This window comes from Streptomyces poriticola (genome assembly GCF_036689765.1).
Taxonomy (GTDB): Bacteria; Actinomycetota; Actinomycetes; order Streptomycetales; family Streptomycetaceae; genus Streptomyces; species Streptomyces poriticola.
Map to the genome: position 1 here is coordinate 260121 of NZ_JBAGKH010000006.1, position 21506 is coordinate 281626.

Annotated in this window: 16 protein-coding genes and 4 pseudogenes; 2 read left to right on the forward strand and 18 right to left on the reverse strand. The window is 72.0% G+C overall.

Annotated features, from left to right (window positions below; translation table 11 throughout):
• Positions 1–390: 390 nt before the first annotated feature.
• The 9 genes and pseudogenes from V5O46_RS13035 to V5O46_RS13075 all read right to left on the reverse strand — a co-directional run bounded on the left by V5O46_RS13035 (position 391) and on the right by V5O46_RS13075 (position 7774).
• Positions 391–1338 carry an alpha/beta hydrolase gene (locus V5O46_RS13035; RefSeq protein ID WP_332884723.1) on the reverse strand — a complete coding sequence of 316 codons (948 nt, stop codon included), beginning with the start codon at positions 1336–1338 and terminating at the stop codon, positions 391–393.
• A 255-nt stretch (positions 1339–1593) separates the two neighbouring features.
• A complete protein-coding gene (locus V5O46_RS13040) occupies positions 1594–2019 on the reverse strand; it encodes a hypothetical protein (RefSeq protein ID WP_408648977.1) in 426 nt (141 codons plus the stop codon).
• A gap of 53 nt (positions 2020–2072) precedes the next feature.
• The gene (gene kynU / locus V5O46_RS13045; RefSeq protein WP_332884724.1) at positions 2073–3281 is read right to left on the reverse strand and encodes a kynureninase; all 1209 of its coding nucleotides are present in this window, start codon (positions 3279–3281) and stop codon (positions 2073–2075) included.
• Positions 3274–4131 (reverse strand): tryptophan 2,3-dioxygenase family protein, encoded by an 858-nt coding sequence (locus V5O46_RS13050; protein WP_332884725.1) that lies wholly within the window; start codon positions 4129–4131, stop codon positions 3274–3276. The genes kynU and V5O46_RS13050 overlap by 8 nt, the downstream gene beginning before the upstream one ends.
• A gap of 229 nt (positions 4132–4360) precedes the next feature.
• Positions 4361–4516 (reverse strand): annotated as a pseudogene (locus V5O46_RS13055) (DUF3151 family protein); the annotation flags it as partial.
• A 222-nt stretch (positions 4517–4738) separates the two neighbouring features.
• The gene (locus V5O46_RS13060; RefSeq protein WP_408648978.1) at positions 4739–5005 is read right to left on the reverse strand and encodes an IS66 family transposase; all 267 of its coding nucleotides are present in this window, start codon (positions 5003–5005) and stop codon (positions 4739–4741) included.
• Positions 4999–5511 (reverse strand): annotated as a pseudogene (locus tag V5O46_RS13065) (DUF2637 domain-containing protein); the annotation flags it as partial. The pseudogene V5O46_RS13065 and the gene V5O46_RS13060, both read right to left, overlap by 7 nt.
• A gap of 141 nt (positions 5512–5652) precedes the next feature.
• Positions 5653–6267 (reverse strand): annotated as a pseudogene (locus V5O46_RS13070) (helicase DnaB); the annotation flags it as partial.
• Positions 6268–6325: 58 nt separating this feature from the next.
• A complete protein-coding gene (locus V5O46_RS13075) occupies positions 6326–7774 on the reverse strand; it encodes a recombinase family protein (RefSeq protein ID WP_332884726.1) in 1449 nt (482 codons plus the stop codon).
• A 122-nt stretch (positions 7775–7896) separates the two neighbouring features.
• Here V5O46_RS13075 and V5O46_RS13080 point away from each other — a divergent pair, with 122 nt between their 5' ends.
• Positions 7897–8316 (forward strand): DUF3151 domain-containing protein, encoded by a 420-nt coding sequence (locus V5O46_RS13080; protein ID WP_332884727.1) that lies wholly within the window; start codon positions 7897–7899, stop codon positions 8314–8316.
• A gap of 87 nt (positions 8317–8403) precedes the next feature.
• On the opposite strand, the pseudogene V5O46_RS13085 reads toward V5O46_RS13080, so the two are convergent.
• From V5O46_RS13085 to V5O46_RS13115, 7 genes and pseudogenes are all read right to left on the reverse strand, one after another.
• Positions 8404–8679: pseudogene (locus V5O46_RS13085) on the reverse strand (DUF3151 domain-containing protein); the annotation flags it as partial.
• 112 nt (positions 8680–8791) lie between these two features.
• Positions 8792–9823 (reverse strand): class II fructose-bisphosphate aldolase, encoded by a 1032-nt coding sequence (fbaA, locus tag V5O46_RS13090; protein WP_332884728.1) that lies wholly within the window; start codon positions 9821–9823, stop codon positions 8792–8794.
• 167 nt (positions 9824–9990) lie between these two features.
• Positions 9991–10539: an orotate phosphoribosyltransferase gene (pyrE, locus tag V5O46_RS13095; RefSeq protein WP_332884729.1), complete on the reverse strand. Its 549-nt coding sequence runs from the start codon at positions 10537–10539 to the stop codon at positions 9991–9993.
• Positions 10540–10559: 20 nt separating this feature from the next.
• Positions 10560–11348 (reverse strand): aldose epimerase family protein, encoded by a 789-nt coding sequence (locus V5O46_RS13100; protein WP_332884730.1) that lies wholly within the window; start codon positions 11346–11348, stop codon positions 10560–10562.
• A 353-nt stretch (positions 11349–11701) separates the two neighbouring features.
• Positions 11702–12724, reverse strand: a complete 1023-nt coding sequence (locus V5O46_RS13105; protein ID WP_332884731.1) for an SRPBCC domain-containing protein — start codon at positions 12722–12724, stop codon at positions 11702–11704.
• A gap of 222 nt (positions 12725–12946) precedes the next feature.
• Positions 12947–14698, reverse strand: coding sequence for a spermine/spermidine synthase domain-containing protein (locus V5O46_RS13110; protein WP_332884732.1), 1752 nt, complete (start codon positions 14696–14698; stop codon positions 12947–12949).
• Between the two features lie 106 nt (positions 14699–14804).
• Positions 14805–15437, reverse strand: coding sequence for a DUF2617 family protein (locus V5O46_RS13115; protein WP_332884733.1), 633 nt, complete (start codon positions 15435–15437; stop codon positions 14805–14807).
• Positions 15438–16252: 815 nt separating this feature from the next.
• Between V5O46_RS13115 and V5O46_RS13120 the strand changes: the two genes are divergently transcribed.
• Positions 16253–17446, forward strand: coding sequence for a pyridoxal phosphate-dependent aminotransferase (locus V5O46_RS13120; RefSeq protein ID WP_332884734.1), 1194 nt, complete (start codon positions 16253–16255; stop codon positions 17444–17446).
• Positions 17447–17962: 516 nt separating this feature from the next.
• On the opposite strand, the gene V5O46_RS13125 is transcribed toward V5O46_RS13120, so the two are convergent.
• On the reverse strand, positions 17963–18493 hold the full coding sequence (locus tag V5O46_RS13125; protein WP_332884735.1) for a YbjN domain-containing protein: 531 nt from the start codon (positions 18491–18493) through the stop codon (positions 17963–17965).
• Positions 18494–18662: 169 nt separating this feature from the next.
• Positions 18663–21284: an ATP-dependent chaperone ClpB gene (gene clpB / locus V5O46_RS13130; protein WP_332884736.1), complete on the reverse strand. Its 2622-nt coding sequence runs from the start codon at positions 21282–21284 to the stop codon at positions 18663–18665.
• Positions 21285–21506 lie beyond the last annotated feature (222 nt).

Here is a 21506-nt window from a genome sequence, read left to right on the forward strand (position 1 = left end):
TCCCCTTCCGCCCGCCCGCTCATCGGACCTGCATGGAAAGGAAGTTACGGAGCGCGGCCCCTGGCCCGCGTCACGCCGCGGAGCTCACCTGCGACGTAGCTCTCAGGTACTACGGGTACGACGGGGCCCGTAGCTGCGACGGGGACCCGCAGCTGCGACGGGGACCCGCAGCTTCAACCGGAACGCGCAGCTACACCGAGACCCACAGCTTCAACCGGAACCCGCAGCTACACCGAGACCCACAGCTTCAACCGGAACCCGCAGCTACACCGAGACCCACAGCTTCAACCGGAACCCGCAACTACACCGAGACCCACAGCTTCAACGGGGTGCGACGGGTGGGCCCGGCAGACCGGGCCGGGCATATTGCCCCGCGCGGACGCGGACCCGTCACCACGCCAACTGCGCGATCTCCTCCGCCACCACCGCGCACGCGTCCGCCGCCGGGTCGATCAGCGGGAAGTGACCGACGTCCTCCAGCAGCGTCACGCCCACCACCTCACCCGCTCCGGCCGCCGCGTCCGCGTACGACTCGGTGACCTCCTGCGGCACGTCCGCGTCGGTGCGCCCCTGGACGAGCGTGGTGGCGATGCCCGTCGGCAGCAGCAGCGCGGGGTCCGCGTACGGGCGCCGCTCGGCGTACCCGTCGTCGCCGCCCAGGAGTTGGCGGACGGCACCGCCGCACACGTCCAGCTCGTCGGCGACGGCGAAGTCCGCGATCGGGGCCAGAGCGACGACGCCGCGCAGTGGGGCGGGGCGGTCCGTGCGCCAGGGTGCGTCGGCGGGCAGTACGTGCCGGGCCGCCGCCCACAGGGCGAGATGACCGCCCGCCGAGTGCCCGGTGATCACCATGCGGCGCGGGTCGGCCTGCGGCAGGTGCTCCCGTACCAGCGCGGGCAGCGCGTCGAGCGCGGCGGCCACGTCGTCGAAGGTGTCGGGCCAGCGCCCGGCGACGGTCTCCCCGCCCTCGGCGTGACCGGCCCGGCGCGCCGTCGCCGCCCTCTCCCCGCTCGCCGCAGTACCGCCGAGGGGTGCCCCCCGCCGGTACTCGACGTTCGCCACCGCGAACCCCCGGCGGGCCAGGAACCCGGCGAACGGACTGATGTGCCGCCGGTCGTACGGGGCGCGCCAGGCGCCGCCGTGCACCACCACGACCAGCGGCGCGAACCCGCCCGGATCGCCCGCGCTGCGCGGGGGGTAGAAGTCGATCACCTGGTCGGGATGATCGCCGTACGCCGAGGTGACGGCGGGGTCCACCGCAGCGTGCGAGAACAGCGACTTCTCCTCCGCGGCGTTCCGCGCGGCGGCGTTCCCCGGCTCGGCGGCTGCGTCCGGCATGCTCCAACCTCTCAGCGACGAAACGGTGTTGGCTGACTGACCACAAGTACGAATCGGCCGATGGCGGGACGGTACCAGGCCGGTGACGTGCGCGAACACGGGGATATCACGCTGGGTGAGGCCGTTGGGGGACGCGGGAGGGGTGCCGCGCGCGGTGTCGGCGACCGGACCGCCCCGCAGCCGCTCCGTCCCTCCCCCACCCGGCGAACTCAGGCCCTGAACAGCGGACTCGGGCGCAAGAGCGGTGAAGTCGGGCTAACCAGCGAACTCAGGCCGCTCGTACGGCTCCCACCAGCCGGTCAGCCCCCACACGCCGAGAACGAGCGTGACCAGCGCACCCAGCAGCGCGGCCCACGGCCGTCCCAGCAGTCGCAGCCCCAGCGACCACACGGCCACCGGCACGAGCGCCCCGCCCAGGGCGATGAGCGGAAGGTCGACATAGAGGACGCTGAGGTCGCGGTGCATGCCCTCGAAGCCGCCGGTGACGCTGACCCGGGCGTGCGGCGCCCAGGTGAGCACGGCGGCCGAGGCGCCGACGAGAGCGATCAGACACCCGGCGCATCCCCGGCCCTGCTCCCCCACGCCGGACCGCTGCCCCACGCCGGACCGCTGCCCCACGCCGGACCGCTGCCTCACCCTGCTCTGCTGCTGCACACCGGCGTCGACGCCCCCGGCAGCCACCGCGGTTCCCGCCGCGACCACACGCCCGTCCCGCCCCCGCCCCCGCCCCCGGGCTACCTCACGACCTCCCCCAGCACCCGCGCCGCCCGCTCCACGTCCGCGAAGCCGACGTACAGCGGGGTGAAGCCGAAGCGCAGGACGTCCGGGTGCCGGAAGTCCCCGACCACCCCGCGTTCGATCAGCCGCTTCATCACGTCCCCGGCGTCGTCGCAGCGCAGCGCGACCTGGCTGCCGCGCTCGGCGTGCGCCGCCGGAGTCAGCGACACGACCCGCCCCTGGGGGACGTACGCGCCGACACAGCGCAGGAAGAAGTCGGTCATCGCCAGCGACTTGGCCCGCACCGCCTCGACGGACACCCCGTCCCACACCTCCAGGGCCGCCTCCAGGGCGAGCATGGAGAGGATGTCGGGGGTGCCGACACGACCGCGCCGGGCACCCGCGACCGGCTCGTACCCGGCCCGCATCCCGAACGGCTCGGCGTGCGAGTTCCAGCCGGGCAGCGGCGAGTCGAAGCGGTCCTGCAGCTCCGCACGCACGTACAGGTAGGCGGGCGCACCGGGCCCGCCGTTGAGGTACTTGTACGTGCAGCCGACCGCGAGGTCGACGCCGTGCTCGTCGAGGCCGACCGGCAGGGCGCCCGCGCTGTGGCACAGGTCCCACACGGCGTACGCGCCCGCCGCGTGCACGGCCGCCGTGAGTGCAGGCAGGTCGTGCAGCCGTCCGGTGCGGTAGTCGACGTGGTTGAGCAGGACGGCGGCGGTACGGTCGCCGACCGCGTCAGGGACGTCGGCGGGGGCCACCGGCCGCAGGGCGCGGCCCGTCATCCGGGCCGCGGACTCCGCGATGTACCCGTCCGTGGGGAAGGTGGTGGCGTCGACGAGGATCTCGTCCCGGCCCTCCCCCGCCATCCGGACGGCGGCCACGAGCGCCTTGAAGACATTGACGCTGGTGGAGTCGCCGACGACGATCTGCCCACGGGCCGCGCCGACCAGCGGGGCGATCCGGTCGCCGATCCGCTCGGGGGCGGTCCACCAGCCGCTCTCCTCCCAGGACCGGATCCGCAGCTCGCCCCACTGCCGCCGTACGACGTCCTCCACGCGCGCGGGGACCTCCGCGGGCAGCGCGCCCAGCGAGTTGCCGTCCAGATAGACGACCTCGTCGAGGACGAACCGCTCGCGCAGCCCGCGCAGCGCGTCGGCCGCGTCCGACTCCGCGGCCTCGCTCACGAGTTCCGGCACACCGCCCCGTTCCGTCTCAGACATACGACCGCGCCGTCCACAGCTCGGGGAAGACGTTCTTACGGGCGCGCTTCTCCAGCCAGGCCACCCCGGCGGAGCCACCGGTGCCCGTCTTGGCACCCATCGCTCGCCGGGTGGCGACCAGATGGTCGTTGCGCCAGCGCCACACCAGCTCGGCGACATCGGTCAGCGCCTCGCCGAGCCGCGCCGCCTCGCCGTTCTGGTCGCCTTCGTACACGGCCGTCCAGACCGACTCCACCTGCGGCGACGGCTCGTACGGCCGGGTGACGTCGCGGCCGAGCACGGCGTCCGGGATGTCGTACCCGCGCCGCGCCAGCAGGCGGACCACCTCGTCGTACAGGCTCGGCTCGTGCAGCGCCTTCTCCAGCTCCGCGTGCACGCGCGGGGCGCCGCGGTGCGGTACGAGCATGGAGGCGGACTTCTCGCCGAGCAGGAACTCCATCCTGCGGTACATGGCCGACTGGAAGCCGGAGCCCTCCCCGAGGGCGTCGCGGTAGGAGTTGAACTGGGCCGGCGTGAGCTGGCCGAGGGGCTTCCAGGAGGCGTTGAGCGCCTCCAGCTCCCGCACCGAGCGCTTCAGCGCGTCGGTCGCCGTGCGGATGTCGTCGCCTCGCAGGGCGTGGGCCGCGGTCTCCCACTCGTGGACGATCACGGTGAACCACAGCTCCATGACCTGGGTCGTGACCAGGAAGACCATCTCTCCGGGATCGTCGGAGAGGGTGTGCTGGAGGTGGGTGAGGACGTCCGCCTTGACGTAGTCCTCGTAAGGCGTCGTTCCCTGGAAGTCGAGATGCGGGGTCTCGGGCTCGTGGGCCTCAGCGGGCTGAGGCGTCGGGTGAGCCTGTTGGGACATCGCTGTCTCCTGATGTGCACTCCGGGTAGCGGTCCGCCCCTGCCGTTACCGGCACGGGGGCCCCGGTCCCCACACGGCATCCTCCGCAATCCTCCCAGGGAACCGCAAGGCCCGCCTGTCCACAGGCGGGCCCGGTGGCCGCTGACCGCTGACCGCTGACCGCTGACCGCTGGCCGCTGACCGCTGACCGCTGACCGCTGGCCGCTGACCGCTGACCGCTGGCCGCTGGCTAGCGGAGGACGTCGGCCGCCGTCGGTGAGGAGTCGCGCAGGAACTGGCTGCAGCGCTCGTACTCCTCCTTCTCGCCGATCGACTGTGCGGCGCGGGCGAGGGCGTGCAGGGCGCGCAGGAAGCCGCGGTTCGGCTCGTGCTCCCAAGAGAATGGTGGAATATGTAACTGAGAGCATGAGGGGGAACGGTATGACCGAGCAGGAGTGGCTGGACAGCCTCGCGGCCCAGTTGCCGGAGCGGAATCTGGAGTGGGTGGTGGACCTTGCCAGGATCTGCTCCACGGAGTGGGCGGGGGACAAGCCTCCGACAGGAGAGGCTCGCCCACGTCCAACGGATTAAGAGTCCTAATGGGAGTGGGGGTAACTGTTTAGGGGTTTCAGCTGGTTGCGGGCAGCATCCATGGCCGTCCGGCGAAGAGGTCGCGTAGGGCGGTGAGGGGGCTGATGTTGTGTTTGCGGACGGTGGAGATGTAGGCGCGGATCCGGGCGAAGCGTCTCGCGCCGGGCAGCGTCCGCCAGGCCCCGGAGACCTTCTGTTGCACCTTGATCATCCGCAGGTCGCGTTCGGCCCGGTTGTTGTCGAACGGGACGCTGAAGTCGACCATGTACCGCTGGTACTCGGTGGTGCGGTCCCGCAGGCGCATGGCCAGGGTCTTGGCCTTGGAGCGGGGGGCGACTCGGTCGGCCGCTCGGGCGCCGATTCGGCCTGGTCAGACCTCGACCGTGTGGCCTGTTCACCGGCCGACTCGTCAACTTGCTGGCTGACCGACTGTGCAGCGGGGGCGGCGGCGGAGTCGGCCGCCTCGGGGTTGTGGTGCAGCACCTTCGCCACGAGGTCCGACCCGAAGTAGATCGACCCGACCGGGAGCGAGGTCGCCAGCAGTACGAGAGCCCAGTTCGCCGGGGCCCAGTCGGTCAGTCGGCCCAGCTGGGTCGACGTGGTGTGCAGGGACGGGGTGAGGCCGTGCACGTAGTTCAGCAGGAGGCTGGCGATCGTGTAGGCCGCCAGGACGCGTAGCGCGAACTTCCGGTCGGAGTCGGGCAGCACGAGTGTGGCGGTCAGCGCGAGGGCCATGAGTCCGTCGACCACGATCGGGTAGAAGAAGGCGGCGGTGGGGTCGGCGCCGATGGCGCTGGCCACGTCGGACAACGCGTTCCACGAGACTCGCTAGCACTCGCCGCGCCAGCGCACTGCGGTGAGCGTGCACGCTGTGAGCGGTTCACGGCGGTGTCGGTGTGCAGAGGCCGCGTGTACGGTCGCGTGATCGCTCCGCGTGGGCCTGCAGAGCGCTCAGCCCACGGCGGTGAGGTGGCGTGCGGAGGCGTAGTAGCGGTTCTGCTGTCCGCCTCCGGCTCCTCCGGCGTTGCCGTGGGCCTTGGTGGCCAGGCCGCTCTCGACGAGGCGGTCCAGTTGACGTCGGGCCTTCTCCACGTCGGCGCGGTCGGGATCGCCGTCGATCAGGATGGCTGCCAGTTCGCGGGCGGTCAGTCCGCCCGGGGCGTTGCGGAGCAGGACAGCCGGGTCCTTGGTGGGGTCGACCGTGGTGGTGCCCCGTACGTGGTCGTGGGTGACGTCCAGCGGGCCGACCTCCCCGGTGGGGGTCTTGAGGTGGTGCAGGGTGACGGCCGGGTCGCCGGCCTTGCCGGTGACGAACAGGACGCTGCCCGCGCCGGAGACGTACCAGGTGGAGCCGTAGACCTGGTCCAGGCTGGGGCGTTGACCGCGCGGGGCGTCGGCGGTGGCCTTGCGCTGGGTGTGGTGCAGCTCCAGGATCTCGACGCCGCCTCGCAGGGCGCGATTGCGGGCGTTGTGGAAGGAGACCGCGAGGCTGTCGTCGACCATCGTGCTGACCGCGTCCTTGAGGCTGTCGATCACGATGGTGTCGGCCCGGTGGGCTGCGGCGACCGGTCGTGAACCAACGAAGCCGGGTCCCCAACAGGCAAGGGGACCCGGCTTCCATCTGTCACCTGAGCACCGGCTCGATGTCCGCCGGATCGAAGATCGGCCCGTTGGAAGCAGGCTTAACAATGACCGCGCGGAAGACCTTGAGGACCGCGGCGCGTTGCTGCTCGATAGCCAAATTCTCCCAGCGACCCCGTATGTCGATGGGGCCTGCCGCGAAAGTCGCGGCCTCTGCCCGATGCAGGGCTCGCTCCCGATGCAACTCCGCGATCTGCTTCTCCAGGTCCTCGGTGAGCGCGATGTAGCGGGAGGCCGACATGCGCTTCTCCTGCCACGCCTGCTTGAACTCGGCCATGTCCCGTTCCAGGGCGGCCAGTTGTTGCTCCTTGGTCCATTCCGGCGCGCGCTCACGTACGCTCGCCAGCGCCTTGTCCGAGCTGAGGAACACCGCGTTCCTGATGAGACGGTCGACCGGTTCGCCGGCCCGGGCCACTCCTCCGCAGCCGCCGTCGTTCTTGCCGGGGCACGCGTACTTGAACTGCGACGACGTCTTTGTCTTCCGGTACGACGGGAAGGCCCGCATCTTCGTGCCGCACCGCCCGCACCGGGCGATGCCGGAGAGCAGGTACTTGGTGGCGGTGTCCCGTGGGACACGTCCCTCCGACTCCCGCTTGACCTTCTCCGTCAGCAGGTACCAGTCATCGGGAGTGATGATCGGCTCCCAATCGCCGACGACGGGAGCACCGCTCTCGTCCAGGAACAACTCACCCTGGTGCATCCGATAACCACAGATCCGCGGGTTCATCAGCATCCGCTTGATCTTGGAGTCGTCGAAGACGCCGCCGCTGTGCGACCTTACCCCCTTGTCCCGCCACTCACGCGCGATCGAGGCCCAGCGGACGCCACCGAGGAAATCCCTCACCGCCTTGCGGAGGTTCTCGGCCTCTTCCGGCACCAAGGTCCTGCGATCCTCGCGGTTCCATCCGTACGGCGCCCGACCACCGGGGAGCTTGCCCTTCGCCGCCAGTTCCAGGTGTTTGCGCTTCGTCCGCTTCGACGTGTCTGCCGAGGACTTGTTGGCGATGGTGACCTTGATCCGCGCAATGAACCGGCCGTTCTCCGTGGACAGGTCGATGTCCGAAGCCGACACGGAGTCGAAGACGAGGTGCCGCTCACGGTGCTCGGCATCCTCGTACTCGTCGATCCACGCCTCCAGTTCACGCGGCTGGCGCGTGAACCGGTCGATGTCCCAGGCGACGACCCCGTCGATCCGCCCGGCCTGCAGGTCTTCCAGCATCTGCCGGAACTCCGGACGGACCGTCTTGCGCTTGTACGCGGAGAGGTCGTTGTCCTCGTAGACCTTGGCGACCTCCCACCCCCGGGCAGCGCAGTGCAGTCGGCAGTCCTCCTCCTGCCGTGCGACGCCCAGCCCCTCGGCCTCGTCGTCCTTGCTGATCCGGGTGTAAACGCCCACCTGAATTGCCCCGGAGGACCCCCGTCGTACCGCCATGGGTCGGATCGTCGCACATCGCGATCAGGTACATCAAGCGCCATTCTCATTTCCACCCGGTCCACGGCCGATATGCCGCAGAGGTGCCCCGAAAGTCCGTCCCCGAGTGGCAGACTGATTGCATGACGACGCACAAGAACCTGCTCGGCGGCCCGGACCCGACCCACCTGCCGGAGAACGAAGAGGCGTACCGCCTGCTGGGCGAGGAGTCCCTGCCGCCAGCCGAGGTCGCGGCGAAGCACCCCACGTTCTCGCTCGCCTGGGCGATGCTCGCCGACGACGCCTTCGAGGCGGGGCGAGTGGTCGAGTCGTACGCGTATGCGCGGACCGGCTATCACCGCGGTCTGGACTCGCTGCGCCGGGCCGGGTGGAAGGGACATGGCCCCATCCCTTGGGACCACCGCGCCAATCGCGGGTTCCTGCGCTGCCTCGCGGCCCTCGCCCGTGCCGCCGACGCGATCGACGAGAAGGAAGAGACGGAGCGTTGCTGGCAGTTCCTCAAGGACAGCAGCGCCGAGGCGTACGCCGAACTGAAGCGGTAGTCACCGCAGTTGAGACGTCTGTGCCGCCGTCACTCAGACAGCGACGGCGGCACGGAATGCAGAAACTGAACGATCATATGTAGCACCGTTCTCCCAGGGCACCGGGCCGTGGCCCTTCCAGCCGTTGCGGCGCAGGGCGTCCAGGCCGCGGTGGTAGCCCGTACGGGCGTAGGCGTACGACTCCACGACGCTGCCCCGCTCGAACGCGTCGTCGGCCAGCTGTGCCCAGGCCAGCGAGGACGTCGGGTGCTTGGCGGCGACATCGGCGGGCGAGGTGCCGCCCGCGAGCAGCTCGCGCGGCTCGGGGTCGTCGGGGAGGTGGGTCGGGGGCGGTCCCCCGAGGAGGTTCTCGTGAATGGCCATGGGACCAGTCTGCGGCATGCCCGAGGCCCGGCACCGCACGGGTGCCGGGCCTCGGGTACGTCTTGGGGCCAACCGTGGCGCCACCCTGGGGGCGCCGTGGGGGCGCGGACGGTTACTTGATCCGCGTGCCCGCCGAGCGCAGGTTGCGGCAGGCCTCGACGACGCGGTCGGCCATCGAAGCCTCGGCCAGCTTGCCCCAGGTGCGCGGGTCGTAGGCCTTCTTGTTGCCGACCTCGCCGTCGATCTTGAGGACGCCGTCGTAGTTGGCGAACATGTGGCCGGCCACCGGGCGCGTGAACGCGTACTGGGTGTCGGTGTCCAGGTTCATCTTGATCACGCCGTTCTCCAGCGCGGTCCGGATCTCCTCCTCCGTGGAGCCGGAGCCGCCGTGGAAGACGAAGTTGAACGGCTTGCTGCCGGCCGGCCGGCCGTACTTCTCGGCGACACCCTCGTTGAGCTCCTTCAGCAGCTCGGGGCGGAGCACGACGTTGCCCGGCTTGTAGACGCCGTGGACGTTGCCGAAGGAGGCCGCGAGCAGGTAGCGGCCCTTCTCGCCCAGGCCCAGGGCCTCGGCGGTGCGCAGCGCGTCGTCGACCGTGGTGTAGAGGGAGTCGTTGATCTCGTGCGAGACGCCGTCCTCCTCGCCGCCGGTCGGGGTGATCTCGACCTCGAGGATGATCTTGGCGGCGCGGGCGCGCTCCAGCAGCTCCTGGCCGATGGCCAGGTTGTCGGCCAGGGTCTCCGCCGAGCCGTCCCACATGTGGGACTGGAACAGCGGATTGCGGCCGGCCTTGACGCGCTCCTCGGAGACCGCGAGCAGCGGGCGGACGTAGCCGTCCAGCTTGTCCTTCGGGCAGTGGTCCGTGTGCAGCGCGATCTGCACGTCGTACTTCTCGGCGACGATGTGCGCGAACTCGGCGAGCGCGACCGCGCCGGTCACCATGTCCTTGCTGTGCTGGCCGCCCAGGAACTCGGCACCGCCGGTGGAGATCTGAACGATGCCGTCGCTCTCCGCCTCCGCGAAGCCGCGCAGCGCCGCGTGCAGGGTCTGGGAGGAGGTCACGTTGATGGCCGGGTAGGCGAACTTGCCTGCTTTCGCCCGGTCCAGCATCTCGTTGTAGACCTCGGGGGTTGCGATGGGCATCTGTCCGCTCCTTGTATGTGCGGGTGGGCGTCGTGTGCGTCTACGGGCCCTGACCTAGACCTTGGGGGCGACGTCATCGTCGGCCCCATCTTTCCAGACGCAGCGGGATACTCCGAGTGGGCGGGCACGACCCGGGTGGGAGGGGGCGGCGGGGCCGCGGCGCGGGCTCAGTCCAGGCCCAGCTCGTCCTTGTCGTACGCGTAGCGATAGGGCACCCCGGCACCCGCCTCGATCTTCTCGGCGGCGCCGGTCGCCCGGTCGACGATCGTCGCCACGGCCACGACCTCGGCGCCCGCCTCGCGCACCGCATCTACGGCCGCGAGCGGCGAGCCGCCGGTGGTGGAGGTGTCCTCGACGACGAGCACCCGGCGGCCCGCGATGTCCGGGCCCTCGACGCGGCGCTGCAGGCCGTGCGCCTTGGCGGCCTTGCGGACGACGAAGGCGTCTAGCTTCCGGCCCCGCGCGGCGGCGGCGTGCAGCATCGACGCGGCGACCGGGTCGGCGCCCATGGTCAGCCCGCCGATCGCGTCGAAGTCCAGGTCGGCGGTGAGGTCCAGCAGCACCTGACCGACCAGCGGCGCGGCCTCCCCGTCCAGAGTGATGCGGCGCAGGTCGACGTAGTAGTCCGCCTCCAGGCCGGAGGAGAGGGTCACCTTGCCGTGCACCACGGCCTTGTCCTTGATCTGCTGCAGCAGCGCGCCGCGTACCTCGCTCATAGTGGCCAGACTAGACGCCGCTAGAGGCGGCGCCAGCTCCAGGTGGCGGTGGCCTCCAGCGGCTCCAGCGGCGTGACCATGCGCGGGAGGGTGTTCAGGCCGTTGGGCGGGCCGGTCTGCGGCTCCACGCACACGGCGGCGTCCTGCTCGTCGTAGACCACGACCCACTCCTCGGGGCTGGTCACCTTCAGCTCCAGCCGCCCCGGCCAGGTCACGGTGACGTCGACGCCGCCGGGCATGCCGAAGCAGTCGTCCCAAGGGCCCGGGGTGCGGTCGATCCGCTTGCCGGTGGGCAGGTGGTCGTCGCCGCGCTCCTCCTGCCAGGCCGGGTCGAAGGCGAGCGTCGCGTCCGACCCGTCGAGGCTCCGGTTGAACCACGGGTGCCAGCCGATCTGCGCCGGGAACGACGACTCGTACGTCTCCACCGACATCGTCAGCGTGAGGCTGTCCTCGGCGAGCGCGATCTGGTGGGTGACCCGGCCGGGGTAGGGCCAGGGCTCGACCAGGTCGTACGTGAGTACCGCCTCGGCGTCGGCGACGCGGGCGGTGCGCCAGGCTCCGTCGCGTGCGGTGCCGTGGATGGCGTGGGGCGGGGAGTTCAGCGGCATCTGGTGGACGGTGGCGCCGTCCCGGAAGCGGCCCTCGCGGATCCGGCCGCACCAGGGGACCATCGGGAAGCAGCCGTAGCGCTCGCCCTGCCGGAGCAGCTCGACACCGCCGACGCGGAGCCCGCCGATCCGGCCGCCGTTGCCGGGCAGCACGGTCGCCTCCGTGTCGCCCGCGGACAGAGTGATCGTCTTGTTACTCACGGGACGACCCTACTGGGGCCCCGGGCGGCGGGCAGCGGGACGGAGTCCGGGGCGTGCCGGGGCCTGACCGCTCCGGCCGGCGGGGGTGGCGGATCCGGGCCCGCCGGGGGCTGTCACCCGGACCCTCCTGGCCCGCCGGGGGCTGTCACCCGGACCCTTCTGGCCCGCCGGAAGCCGCACCCGGATCCGTCCCAGCCCGCCGGAAGCTGTACCCGGATCTTCCGGGCCCGCCGGGGCCGTACCCGGATCCGTCCCAGCCCGCCGGGGCTGTGCGCGGCCGATCGGACCTAGGCTGCGGCCGGGCACAGCCCACCGCCGCGGGCCGGGGGCGGGGTGCGGGCACGCCCGCTGTCTCACCGGCGGCGGCGCAACACCCGGCCCACCACGATCGCCGACGCCACCACCAACGCCGCAGCGGGGGCCGCCCAGCGCAGGGGCGTACCGGAAGTGGCCGGCTGCGGCGCCGGGACGGGGGCGTACCGGCCCCGAGGCGGGGCGTGGTCCACCTCCTCCGCGCTGCGCCCGATCATCGTCCGCCGTGCATGGGCGGCCTCGGCGGGGGGCTGCTCGCCGTCGGCGCCGACCTCGGCGGCACCGGCACCGGCATCCGCATCGGCCGCTTCGGTGCCGGGGTCGAGGGAGGACGGGGGGATCTCCACGTCGAAGACGGATGCCGCGGACGAGTCGGACGGCTCGGAGGACTCAGAGGACTCAGAGGACTCAGAGGACTCAGAGGACTCGGCGGGCTCGGACGGGTCCTTCTCGGGTGCGGCGTCCGACGGCGGCGGCACCGGGGCGTCGTCGGCGTCGGGTGCCGCGTCGAGGTCACCCGACGCCGTGGGCGCGAAGTCCTCCGTGGCCAGGGAATCGACGGTCTCGGGGGCCGACCCGGCCGGCTCCGCCGTGCCCCCGGTGTCCCCGGTGCCGTCGGCCTGTCCAGCCGGACCGCCCTCCTCCGCCGCTCCGCCCAGGCTCTCCCCGAACCGGGTGAGCAGCCGGGCCGTGGCCGAGGCGACGGCGTCCTGCGGCAGCTCCGTGACCCGGCCGCCCGCCGCGGCGCTCCCGTCGAAGGTCATCCTGGCGCCGCCCTCGGCGTCCTCGACCCGCAGTGTCAGCGTCAGCGAGACCTTGCCGGAGCCGCGCACCTCGGTGCCCTCGCCCTCGACCGTGTACGCACCGTCCGGACGGGCGTACAGCCGGGCGGTACCCCGGTAGGTGATGGAGTGACCGCCGATCCGCATCCTCAGCCGCCCGGCGACGGGCTCGGCACCGGCGTCCTGTTGGAGCCCGGGCACCGCGCCGGCGACCCGTACGGGGTCGGCCAGCACCTGCCTGAGCCGCTCGGCCGGAACCGGAACGAACACCTCATGCTCCATGGCAAGGCACCCTACCCACGAGTCGCCCGCTCCACCCCCCGTCGGCACGAACTCCGCACAGGCCGCACAGGCCGCACAGGCCGCACAGGCCGCACAGGCCGCACAGGCCGCACAGTCTGCGCGGTCCGCACAGTCCGCACAGCCGGCAGAGTCCACGAAGCCCACGACGCCCGCCGAAGCCAGGGCCGGGATCGGGATCGGGATCGGGATCGGGCGCCCGGGTCAGTAGCGAGGATGCACCAGCGTCGAGGGCGGCAGGCCCGGCACGCGCGTACCGGCAGCCGCGCGTGCGCCCGCGGCCAGCGAGTCCCCGGTGAGTGTGTGCGGGCGCGGGCCCTCGGCGGCAAGGCGCAGCTCGGGGGCGGTACCGGTGCGGGCCAGGACGAACCCCCAGTCGGCCGCCGCTCCGGCCGTACCTCCGGCCGCCGCCGCGCCGGGTCCGGTCACCTGGTAGGGGGCGGTACGGAATCCGGCGGCACGGAGAGTCGACTCCACCGTCCAGAAGGTCCCGGGCTGTGAGCCCGCCGGCCCGGCGTGCACCACGAACCGCCCGCCGGGTGCCAGGACCCGCCGGGCCAGGACGTAGAACTCCCGCGAGTACAGCTTGGCGCCGGCCGTGAGGCCCGGGTCGGGCAGGTCCGAGATCACCACGTCGTACGTTCCCGCGGGTGTTCCGCGCAGTCGGCGGAAGGCGTCGCCGGCCGCAGAGTGCACGCGGGGGTCGCGGTGGGCGTGCTCGTTGAGCGCCGACAGGGCGGGGTCGTGCCGGGCGAGCCGGGCGAGCTCCGGGTCGAGCACGACGACGTCGACGCGGCGTACGTCGGTGTGGCGCAGTACCTCGCGGACGGCGAGGCCGTCGCCGCCGCCGAGGACCAGCACGCGCGCGTGCCGGCCGGCCAGCGCGGGGTGGACCAGCGCCTCGTGGTACCGGTGCGGATCCCCGCCGCCGACCCGCAGCCTGCCGTTGAGGAACAGCTCGAGGGGTCGCCGCCCGCTGCCTCCATCACCCTCATCACCCCCAACACCTCCAACACCGCTGTCACCTCCATCACCCTCATCACCCCCAACACCTCCAACACCGCTGTCACCTCCATCACCGACATCACTCCCGTCACCCCCGGTGAGTACCACCTCCTGCACCTCGGTCTGCAGGGCGACGCGGACCTCCGGGCCGTAGACCGCCTGCCGGGCGGCGCGTTCGAAGTCGTCGACGAGGACGGTGGCGGCGGCGAGGAGGGCGAGGACGGCGGCGTTGCCGGCCAGCAGCAGCCGGCGGTGGCGCCGGGTGAGGTCGCGCCGGAACAGGCCGAGGACCAGCGCGGCGCCGACGACGGCGTTGACGGTGCCGGTGACCAGCGCGCCGGACAGCTGACCGAGGTGCGGCAGCAGCAGGAACGGGAAGGCCAGGCCGCCGATCAGGGCACCGACGTAGTCCGCGGCGAACAGGTCGGCGACGGCGCCGCCCGCGTCCTGGCGGCGGATCCGCTGGATCAGCTCCATCAGCAGCGGGACCTCGGCGCCGATCAGCAGGCCGACGGCGAGCGAGAAGCCGACGAGGAGGATCCGCGGCCCGTGCGTCCACGGTCCGCCCCAGTCTCCGGTCCAGGCGAACAGGGCGTACAGCACCATGGCGCTGCATCCGCCGACCAGGGCGAGGACGGCCTCCACCGCGCCGAAGGCGACCGCCGCGCGGCGGCGCAGCCGCTTGGCGGCGAGCGACCCGACGCCCATCGCGAAGACCATGACGGACAGGACGACGGAGGCCTGGGTGACCGAGTCGCCCATCAGATACGAGGCGAGGGCGACGAGGACGAGTTCGTACACGAGCCCGCAGGCGGCGCAGACGAAGACGCCCGCGAGGACGAGCAGGCGGGCGGTGCCGGGCCGGACGGGCAGCCACGCGGTGGCGCAGCCGCCCGGGACCGCCCTGGGGGGCGCAGTGCCGGGCGTGGCGGGGGCCTGCTGCTCGATCACGCTGTGACGTTACGTCACGACACCGGTGCTCTTCGTCACCCACACGTGTGGAGCTGCTGTTCGATGGAGCACGGCAGGTTTGAGCCGCTCCGGCCCCGCACGCACGTCACGTCCCGGACGGGCTCAGCCGCGACGCCGCCGTCGAATCCCCCGACGCCACAAGGGATTCCCCCGCCGCCGTCCCCGCGTCCACCCCCGCGTCCGCGACCCCGCGCGGCCCCGGGGACGGTACCGCCGACCGCACGCCCACCCGCGTCCGGGTGGCGACCAACTGGCCGTCCTGCGGATACGCGTGCCAGGTCCGCCAGTGCACCTGTCCGCCGTCCTGACGGGCCAGCAGCGCCGTGAAGGCGTGCGGGCTGCCCGGGAAGACACCGGCCAGACCGTGCGGATGATCGGAGACCAGGGCCAGCAGCTCCTGGGCGCGGCCTGCGAACGAGCCCGGTGAGAGCAGTTCCACCCGGGCCGCGAACTCGTACTCCCAGTCGCCGACCCGCTTGGCGACGCCCAGCGGCAGCGGTGTTCTGCTGCCCGGGATGCACGCCACCGTCTCCGAGCACACGCCCTGCTGCTGCTCCAGAAGCACCTGGTGGGAGGCGCCGAGAAGTCTCAACTGCAGTTTCGAACCGGCCAGTTCGAGGTCGAGGGTGGCCAGCGCGGGCAGCGGTTCGCGCCCCAGCGCCCAGGCGAGGTCGGCGGCGCGCGTGTCGGTGTAGGCGGTTTTCAGGGTCGTGAGCATGGATCGGCTCCGCAGGCGCACAAAGGGGAAGGGCGGGTCCAGCGCACGCCGGTCGCACCGGGCGTGCGGCCCGGTCAGCCCGGTCGGCGCGGCCATGAAGGGTCGCGGGACGTCCGAGGGGGGCTGCGTCGGTGAATGAGAGCGAATCATGAACTACGGCGCCGCCACAGCGTTTTTACCCAACTTCGTGGTATTTCCATCCCTCAGAGGGCTCTTCAGCGCAACTGTTCACCTGCAGCGTGCGCCCCGCCATGCCGGTGTGCGCCGGTGTGCGCCGAGCGCTCGCCGAGGTGGTGCTCGGGGGTGCACGGCGCGCAGAACGGGGCCCGCTCCCAGGTGCGGGCCCCGTGGCACGGATGCGCTTCCCCCGTCGCGCAGCTCAGCTGCCCCGTGTCAGCTGCCTCCGCCGCATCCGCCGCCTCCTCCCCCGCAGGAGGAGCCGCCTCCGCCGCACGACGAGGACCCGCCCCCGCAGGACGACCCCCCGCCACAGGACGCGCCGCCGCCGGCACCGCCGGCCCACCAACTGCCCCCGCCCCCGCGGTGCGTCCGTGCGCCCCGGCCGGTCCGCGCGCCCGCGCGGACCGCGGCCAGGACGATCGTCACGATGACCACGCAGAACACCAGCGCGATCAGTGCCAGGATGATGCCTGAGAGAGCAGAGAACACGGCGTCACCCTCCTTCCGATGCCCGAAGCTGTCGAAACCCTCGAAGCAACCCCCCGTCGGGCGCCTCGCTCGTCGCGTGACCGGGAGATGCCCCCGGCCGACTCGTCCCAAAGCAGAGTTGAGGAACTCCAGAGCTTCGGCGCAGGATGTCCGGCATGACCGACAGCGCGCGCCCCTTCCTCAACCGCCGCCTCGCCGAGTTCGGAACGACGATCTTCGCCGAGATGTCCGCGCTCGCGGTGCGGACCGGGGCGATCAACCTGGGCCAGGGCTTCCCCGACACGGACGGCCCGGAGGAGGTCAGGGAGGCCGCCGTACGGGCACTGCGCGACGGCCGCGGCAACCAGTACCCGCCCGGCCCCGGCATCCCCGAGCTGCGCGCCGCTGTCGCGGACCACCAGCGCCGCCACTACGCCCTGTCCTACGACCCGGACACCGAGGTGCTGGTCACCGCGGGGGCCACCGAGGCCGTCGCCGCCGCGCTGCTCGCCCTGCTGGAACCCGGCGACGAGGTGATCGCCCTCGAGCCGTACTACGACTCCTACGCGGCCTGCATCGCGATGGCGGGCGGCACCCGCGTCCCGGTCACCCTGCGCCCGTCCGCCGAGGGCCACGGCCCGTTCCGCCTCGACCTGGACGAGCTGCGCGACGCGGTCACCGACCGCACCCGGCTGCTGCTGATCAACACCCCGCACAACCCCACCGGCACCGTGCTGACCCGCGAGGAGCTGGCGGCCGTCGCCGAGCTGGCGGTGGAGCGGGACCTGCTGGTGGTGACCGACGAGGTGTACGAGCACCTCGTCTTCGACGACGCCGAGCACGCCCCGCTGGCGACCTTCCCGGGCATGCGCGAGCGGACGGTGACCATCTCCTCCGCGGGCAAGACCTACTCGTTCACCGGCTGGAAGGTCGGCTGGGTCACCGCCGCTCCGGCGCTGCTCACCGCCGTGCGGTCGGCGAAGCAGTACCTGACGTTCGTCTCCGCCGGCCCCTTTCAGTACGCGGTCGCCGAGGCACTGGCGCTGCCCGACTCCTATGTCGCCGCCTTCCGCAAGGAACTGCAGGCCAAGCGGGACCTGCTGGCGGCGGGCCTGGCCGAGGCGGGATTCGGCGTGCACCGCCCGGCCGGCACGTACTTCATCACCACCGACATCCGCCCCCTCGGCCACTCCGACGGCTTCGCCTTCTGCCGCGCCCTGCCGGAGCGCGCCGGTGTGGTCGCCGTACCCAACGCGGTGTTCTACGACCACCGGGAGACGGGCGCGCCCTTCGTGCGGTTCGCGTTCTGCAAACGGGACGACGTCCTGCGCGAGGCCGCCGGCCGGCTCCGGGTCCTGTAGGGGGCGCCCCACCGGGTGCCCGTCGGCGCGGCGTGCCGAGGCTCATCTGTGCGGCGTGCCGATGCTCATCTGTGCGGCTCAATGCCCACGGCCCTGCACCTGGCCGACACCGGCACCGGCACCGGCACCGGCACCGGACTGCCCATCCCCGACGACGCGGAGGTCGCCCTCTCCCGCCGAGGAGCGCCGCCATCGCAAGCATCGGCTGACCGCCGGCGATGCGGCTGTTCGGGAAGGCGGGCTACGCCGAAGGCATCTCCGGCCACATCTCCGTCCGGGATCCCGAGCGCCACTCGCCCGGTCGTCCTCCGCGAGAGCGGCGGCGACATCCCCGTGCGTATCCCGCTCCTCGTCGTGCGCGAGCACAAGCACTGGCGCATCCGCCAGTACCACGTGTCCCGCCAGTAACCCACGGACCACCCCTGAGGCGCACAAGAGCCCGGCCGGTACGGAACCACAGGGGTTCCGTACCGGCCGGGCTCCTCGCGTCGCGTACTGCGCGTACTCCGTACGCGCCTACTCGCCGTCCTCGGGCTTCTCCGCGTCGTTGACCTCCTGCTCCAGGCCGAGCTGCTCCACCAGCCAACGGTCGAACTCGATGGCGGCGCGCACCCAGCTGACCGTCGAGGAGACGAAGTGCTCCAGGCTGACGCCCATGCCGATCAGCATCTGCGCCTCGCCGATCAGGCGGACGGTGCCGTCGTCGTGGGTGTGGCTGTAGACCTTGGGCCACAGCGTGCGGCGGTTCCAGTCGTCGATGGACTCCAGCAGCTGCGGCTTCTCGTCGATCTTGTGGGGCCGGTCGTAGAACGTCCGCACCGAGAAGACCTGCTGGTCACCCTCGCCGCGGAACATGAAGTAGGTGCGGAACTGCTCCCACGGCGCCGCGAGGTCTCCCTCTTCGTCGACGACGTACTTCAGCTCCATCTGGTCCAGGAGCTGCTTCACGAGGTCCTGATCCGGGACGACGGGGCCGGCCGGTCCCTGGGGCTGCGGCTCGGGCTGCTTGCCCCCGAAGTTCGGAATCGAGGACGGGTCGATGGACATACTGGGATACTCCTGCGGTCGTCTGGCTCGTCCGGCCATCGCTGAGACCAGACGTACTGTCCACCCTCTCTCTCTTCGGCCGTGCCCGGCAACCTGCCTGGCCGAAGCCGTACCCGGAGGGGGTCGGGATCGAGCTGCGGGTTGCCGCCCGGCCTGGGCCCCGCAGCGGCTACAGCGTCTTGCCGGTGGCGGGGCCGACGATCAGCCCGTCGCCGAAGGCGTCGACGCGGACCGTGTCACCGTCCTTGATCTCCCCGGCGAGGATCTCCTTGGCCAGCCGGTCGCCGATCGCGGTCTGCACGAGCCGGCGCAGCGGCCGGGCACCGTAGGCCGGGTCGTTGCCCTCGTCTGCGAGCCAGGCCAGGGCCTCGTCGGTGACCTCCAGGGACAGCCGGCGCTCGGCGAGCCGGCGGGCCAGCCCGTCGATCTGGAGCCGGGCGATGCGGCTCAGCTCGTCCTTGGTGAGCGCCGAGAAGACCACCAGGTCGTCGAGCCGGTTGAGGAACTCCGGCTTGAACGAGGCCCGGACCACCTCGAGGACCTGTTCCTTCTTCTCCTGCTCGCCGGCGACCGGGTCTACCAGGAACTGGCTGCCCAGGTTGGAGGTGAGCACCAGGATGGTGTTGCGGAAGTCGACCGTGCGGCCCTGGCCGTCGGTCAGCCGCCCGTCGTCCAGCACCTGCAACAGGATGTCGAAGACCTCCGGGTGGGCCTTCTCCACCTCGTCGAGCAGGACGACGCTGTACGGCCGCCGCCGCACCGCCTCCGTCAGCTGGCCGCCCTCCTCGTACCCGACGTACCCGGGAGGCGCGCCCACGAGCCGGGCCACGCTGTGCTTCTCGCTGTACTCGGACATGTCGATGCGGACCATGGCCCGCTCGTCGTCGAAGAGGAAGTCGGCGAGAGCCTTGGCCAGTTCGGTCTTGCCGACGCCGGTGGGGCCGAGGAAGAGGAAGGAGCCGGTGGGCCGGTCCGGGTCGGCGATCCCTGCGCGCGAGCGGCGGACGGCGTCGGAGACGGCCCGCACGGCCTCACCCTGTCCGATCAGCCGCCGGCCCAGCTCGTCCTCCATGCGCAGCAGCTTGCGGGTCTCGCCCTCCATGAGCCGGCCGGCCGGGATGCCGGTCCAGGAGGCGACCACGTCCGCGATGTCGTCGGAGCCGACCTCCTCCTTGACCATGGTGTCCTTGGCACCCCCGCCGGAGGGGGAGGATGTCAGCGCCTCCTCGGCCTCGGAGGCGGCCTCCAGGTCCCGCTCGACGCCCGGGATCTCGCCGTAGAGCAGCTTGGAAGCGGTGTCGAAGTCGCCGTCGCGCTGGGCGCGCTCGGCCTGCCCGCGCAGCTCGTCCAGCTTCTCCTTCAGCTCGCCGACGCGGTTGAGGGACTGCTTCTCCTTCTCCCAGCGGGCGGTGAGGCCGCGCAGCTCCTCCTCCTTGTCGGCGAGGTCGCGGCGCAGCCTGTCCAGGCGCTCCCGGGAGGCCTGGTCGGTCTCCCGGCCGAGCGCCAGCTCCTCCATCCGCAGCCGGTCGACGGCGCGCTGCAGCTCGTCGATCTCGACCGGGGAGGAGTCGATCTCCATGCGCAGCCGGGAGGCGGCCTCGTCGACGAGGTCGATGGCCTTGTCGGGCAGGAAACGGGAGGTGATGTACCGGTCGGACAGGGATGCGGCGGCGACCAGCGCGCTGTCGGCGATCTGCACCTTGTGGTGGGCCTCGTAGCGCCCCTTGAGGCCGCGCAGGATGGCGATGGAGTCCTCGACGGACGGCTCGGCGACCAGCACCTGCTGGAAGCGCCGCTCCAGGGCGGGGTCCTTCTCGATCCGCTCCCGGTACTCGTCGAGGGTGGTGGCGCCGACCATGCGCAGCTCGCCGCGGGCCAGCATGGGCTTGAGCATGTTCCCGGCGTCCATGGCGGAGTCGCCGCCGGCGCCGGCCCCGACCACCGTGTGCAGCTCGTCGATGAAGGTGACGATCTGCCCGTCGGAGTCCCTGATCTCGGCGAGGACGGTCTTCAGCCGCTCCTCGAACTCGCCGCGGTACTTGGCGCCGGCCACCATGGCGCCCAGGTCGAGCGCGACCAGCCGCTTGTTGCGGAGGGACTCGGGCACGTCCCCCTTGACGATCCGCTGGGCGAGCCCCTCGACGACGGCGGTCTTGCCGACGCCGGGCTCGCCGATGAGCACGGGGTTGTTCTTGGTGCGGCGGGACAGCACCTGCACGACGCGCCGGATCTCCTGGTCCCGCCCGATGACGGGGTCGAGCCTGCCCTCCCGGGCGGCGGCGGTGAGATCGGTGCCGAACTTCTCCAGCGCCTTGTACTGGCCCTCGGGGTCGGCGGTGGTCACCCGGCGGGCACCGCGCGCCTTCTGGAAGGCCTCCTGCAGCTTCCTGGCCCCGGCCCCCTGGCCCTGGAGCACCTCACCGGCGGCTCCGCCCCTGGCGGCGACACCCATGAGGAGGTGCTCGGTGGAGACGTACTCGTCGCCCAGCTCCTGGGCGCGGGCCTGGGCGTCGGCGACGACGGCGAGGGTCTCGCGGTTGGGCTGCGGGGGCGCCACGGTGGAGCCGGTCACGCTGGGCAGCCCGGCGAGGATGCGCTCGGCGCCGGCACGTACGGCGGCGAGGTCGGCCTCGACGGCGGCGAGCAGGTCGGTGACGTTCTCGTTGTCCTGGCCCTGGAGCAGGGCCAGGAGCAGGTGGGCGGGTGTGAGGTCGGGGTGACCCTCGGTCACGGCCCGGTTGCCGGCCGCGCCGAGGGCGTCCCGGCTCCGGTTGGTCAGCTCGGCGTCCACGTTCGGATTCTCCTCCTGGTCTTCTTTCGCCCTCGTCCTAGCGTCGGACCGCGTACACAAAGTTGAGTCTAATGCACTCAAGGCTAGATCGGGGGCGGAGGCACAGGCGTGCTCGGGTACGGATGCACGCGTACCCGAGTACGGATGAAGGAGGGCGGAACGCCGGTCCGGGCCCGCGGGGGCCGGCGAAGGGCCGGATCCGGCCACGGAACGCCACCGGGC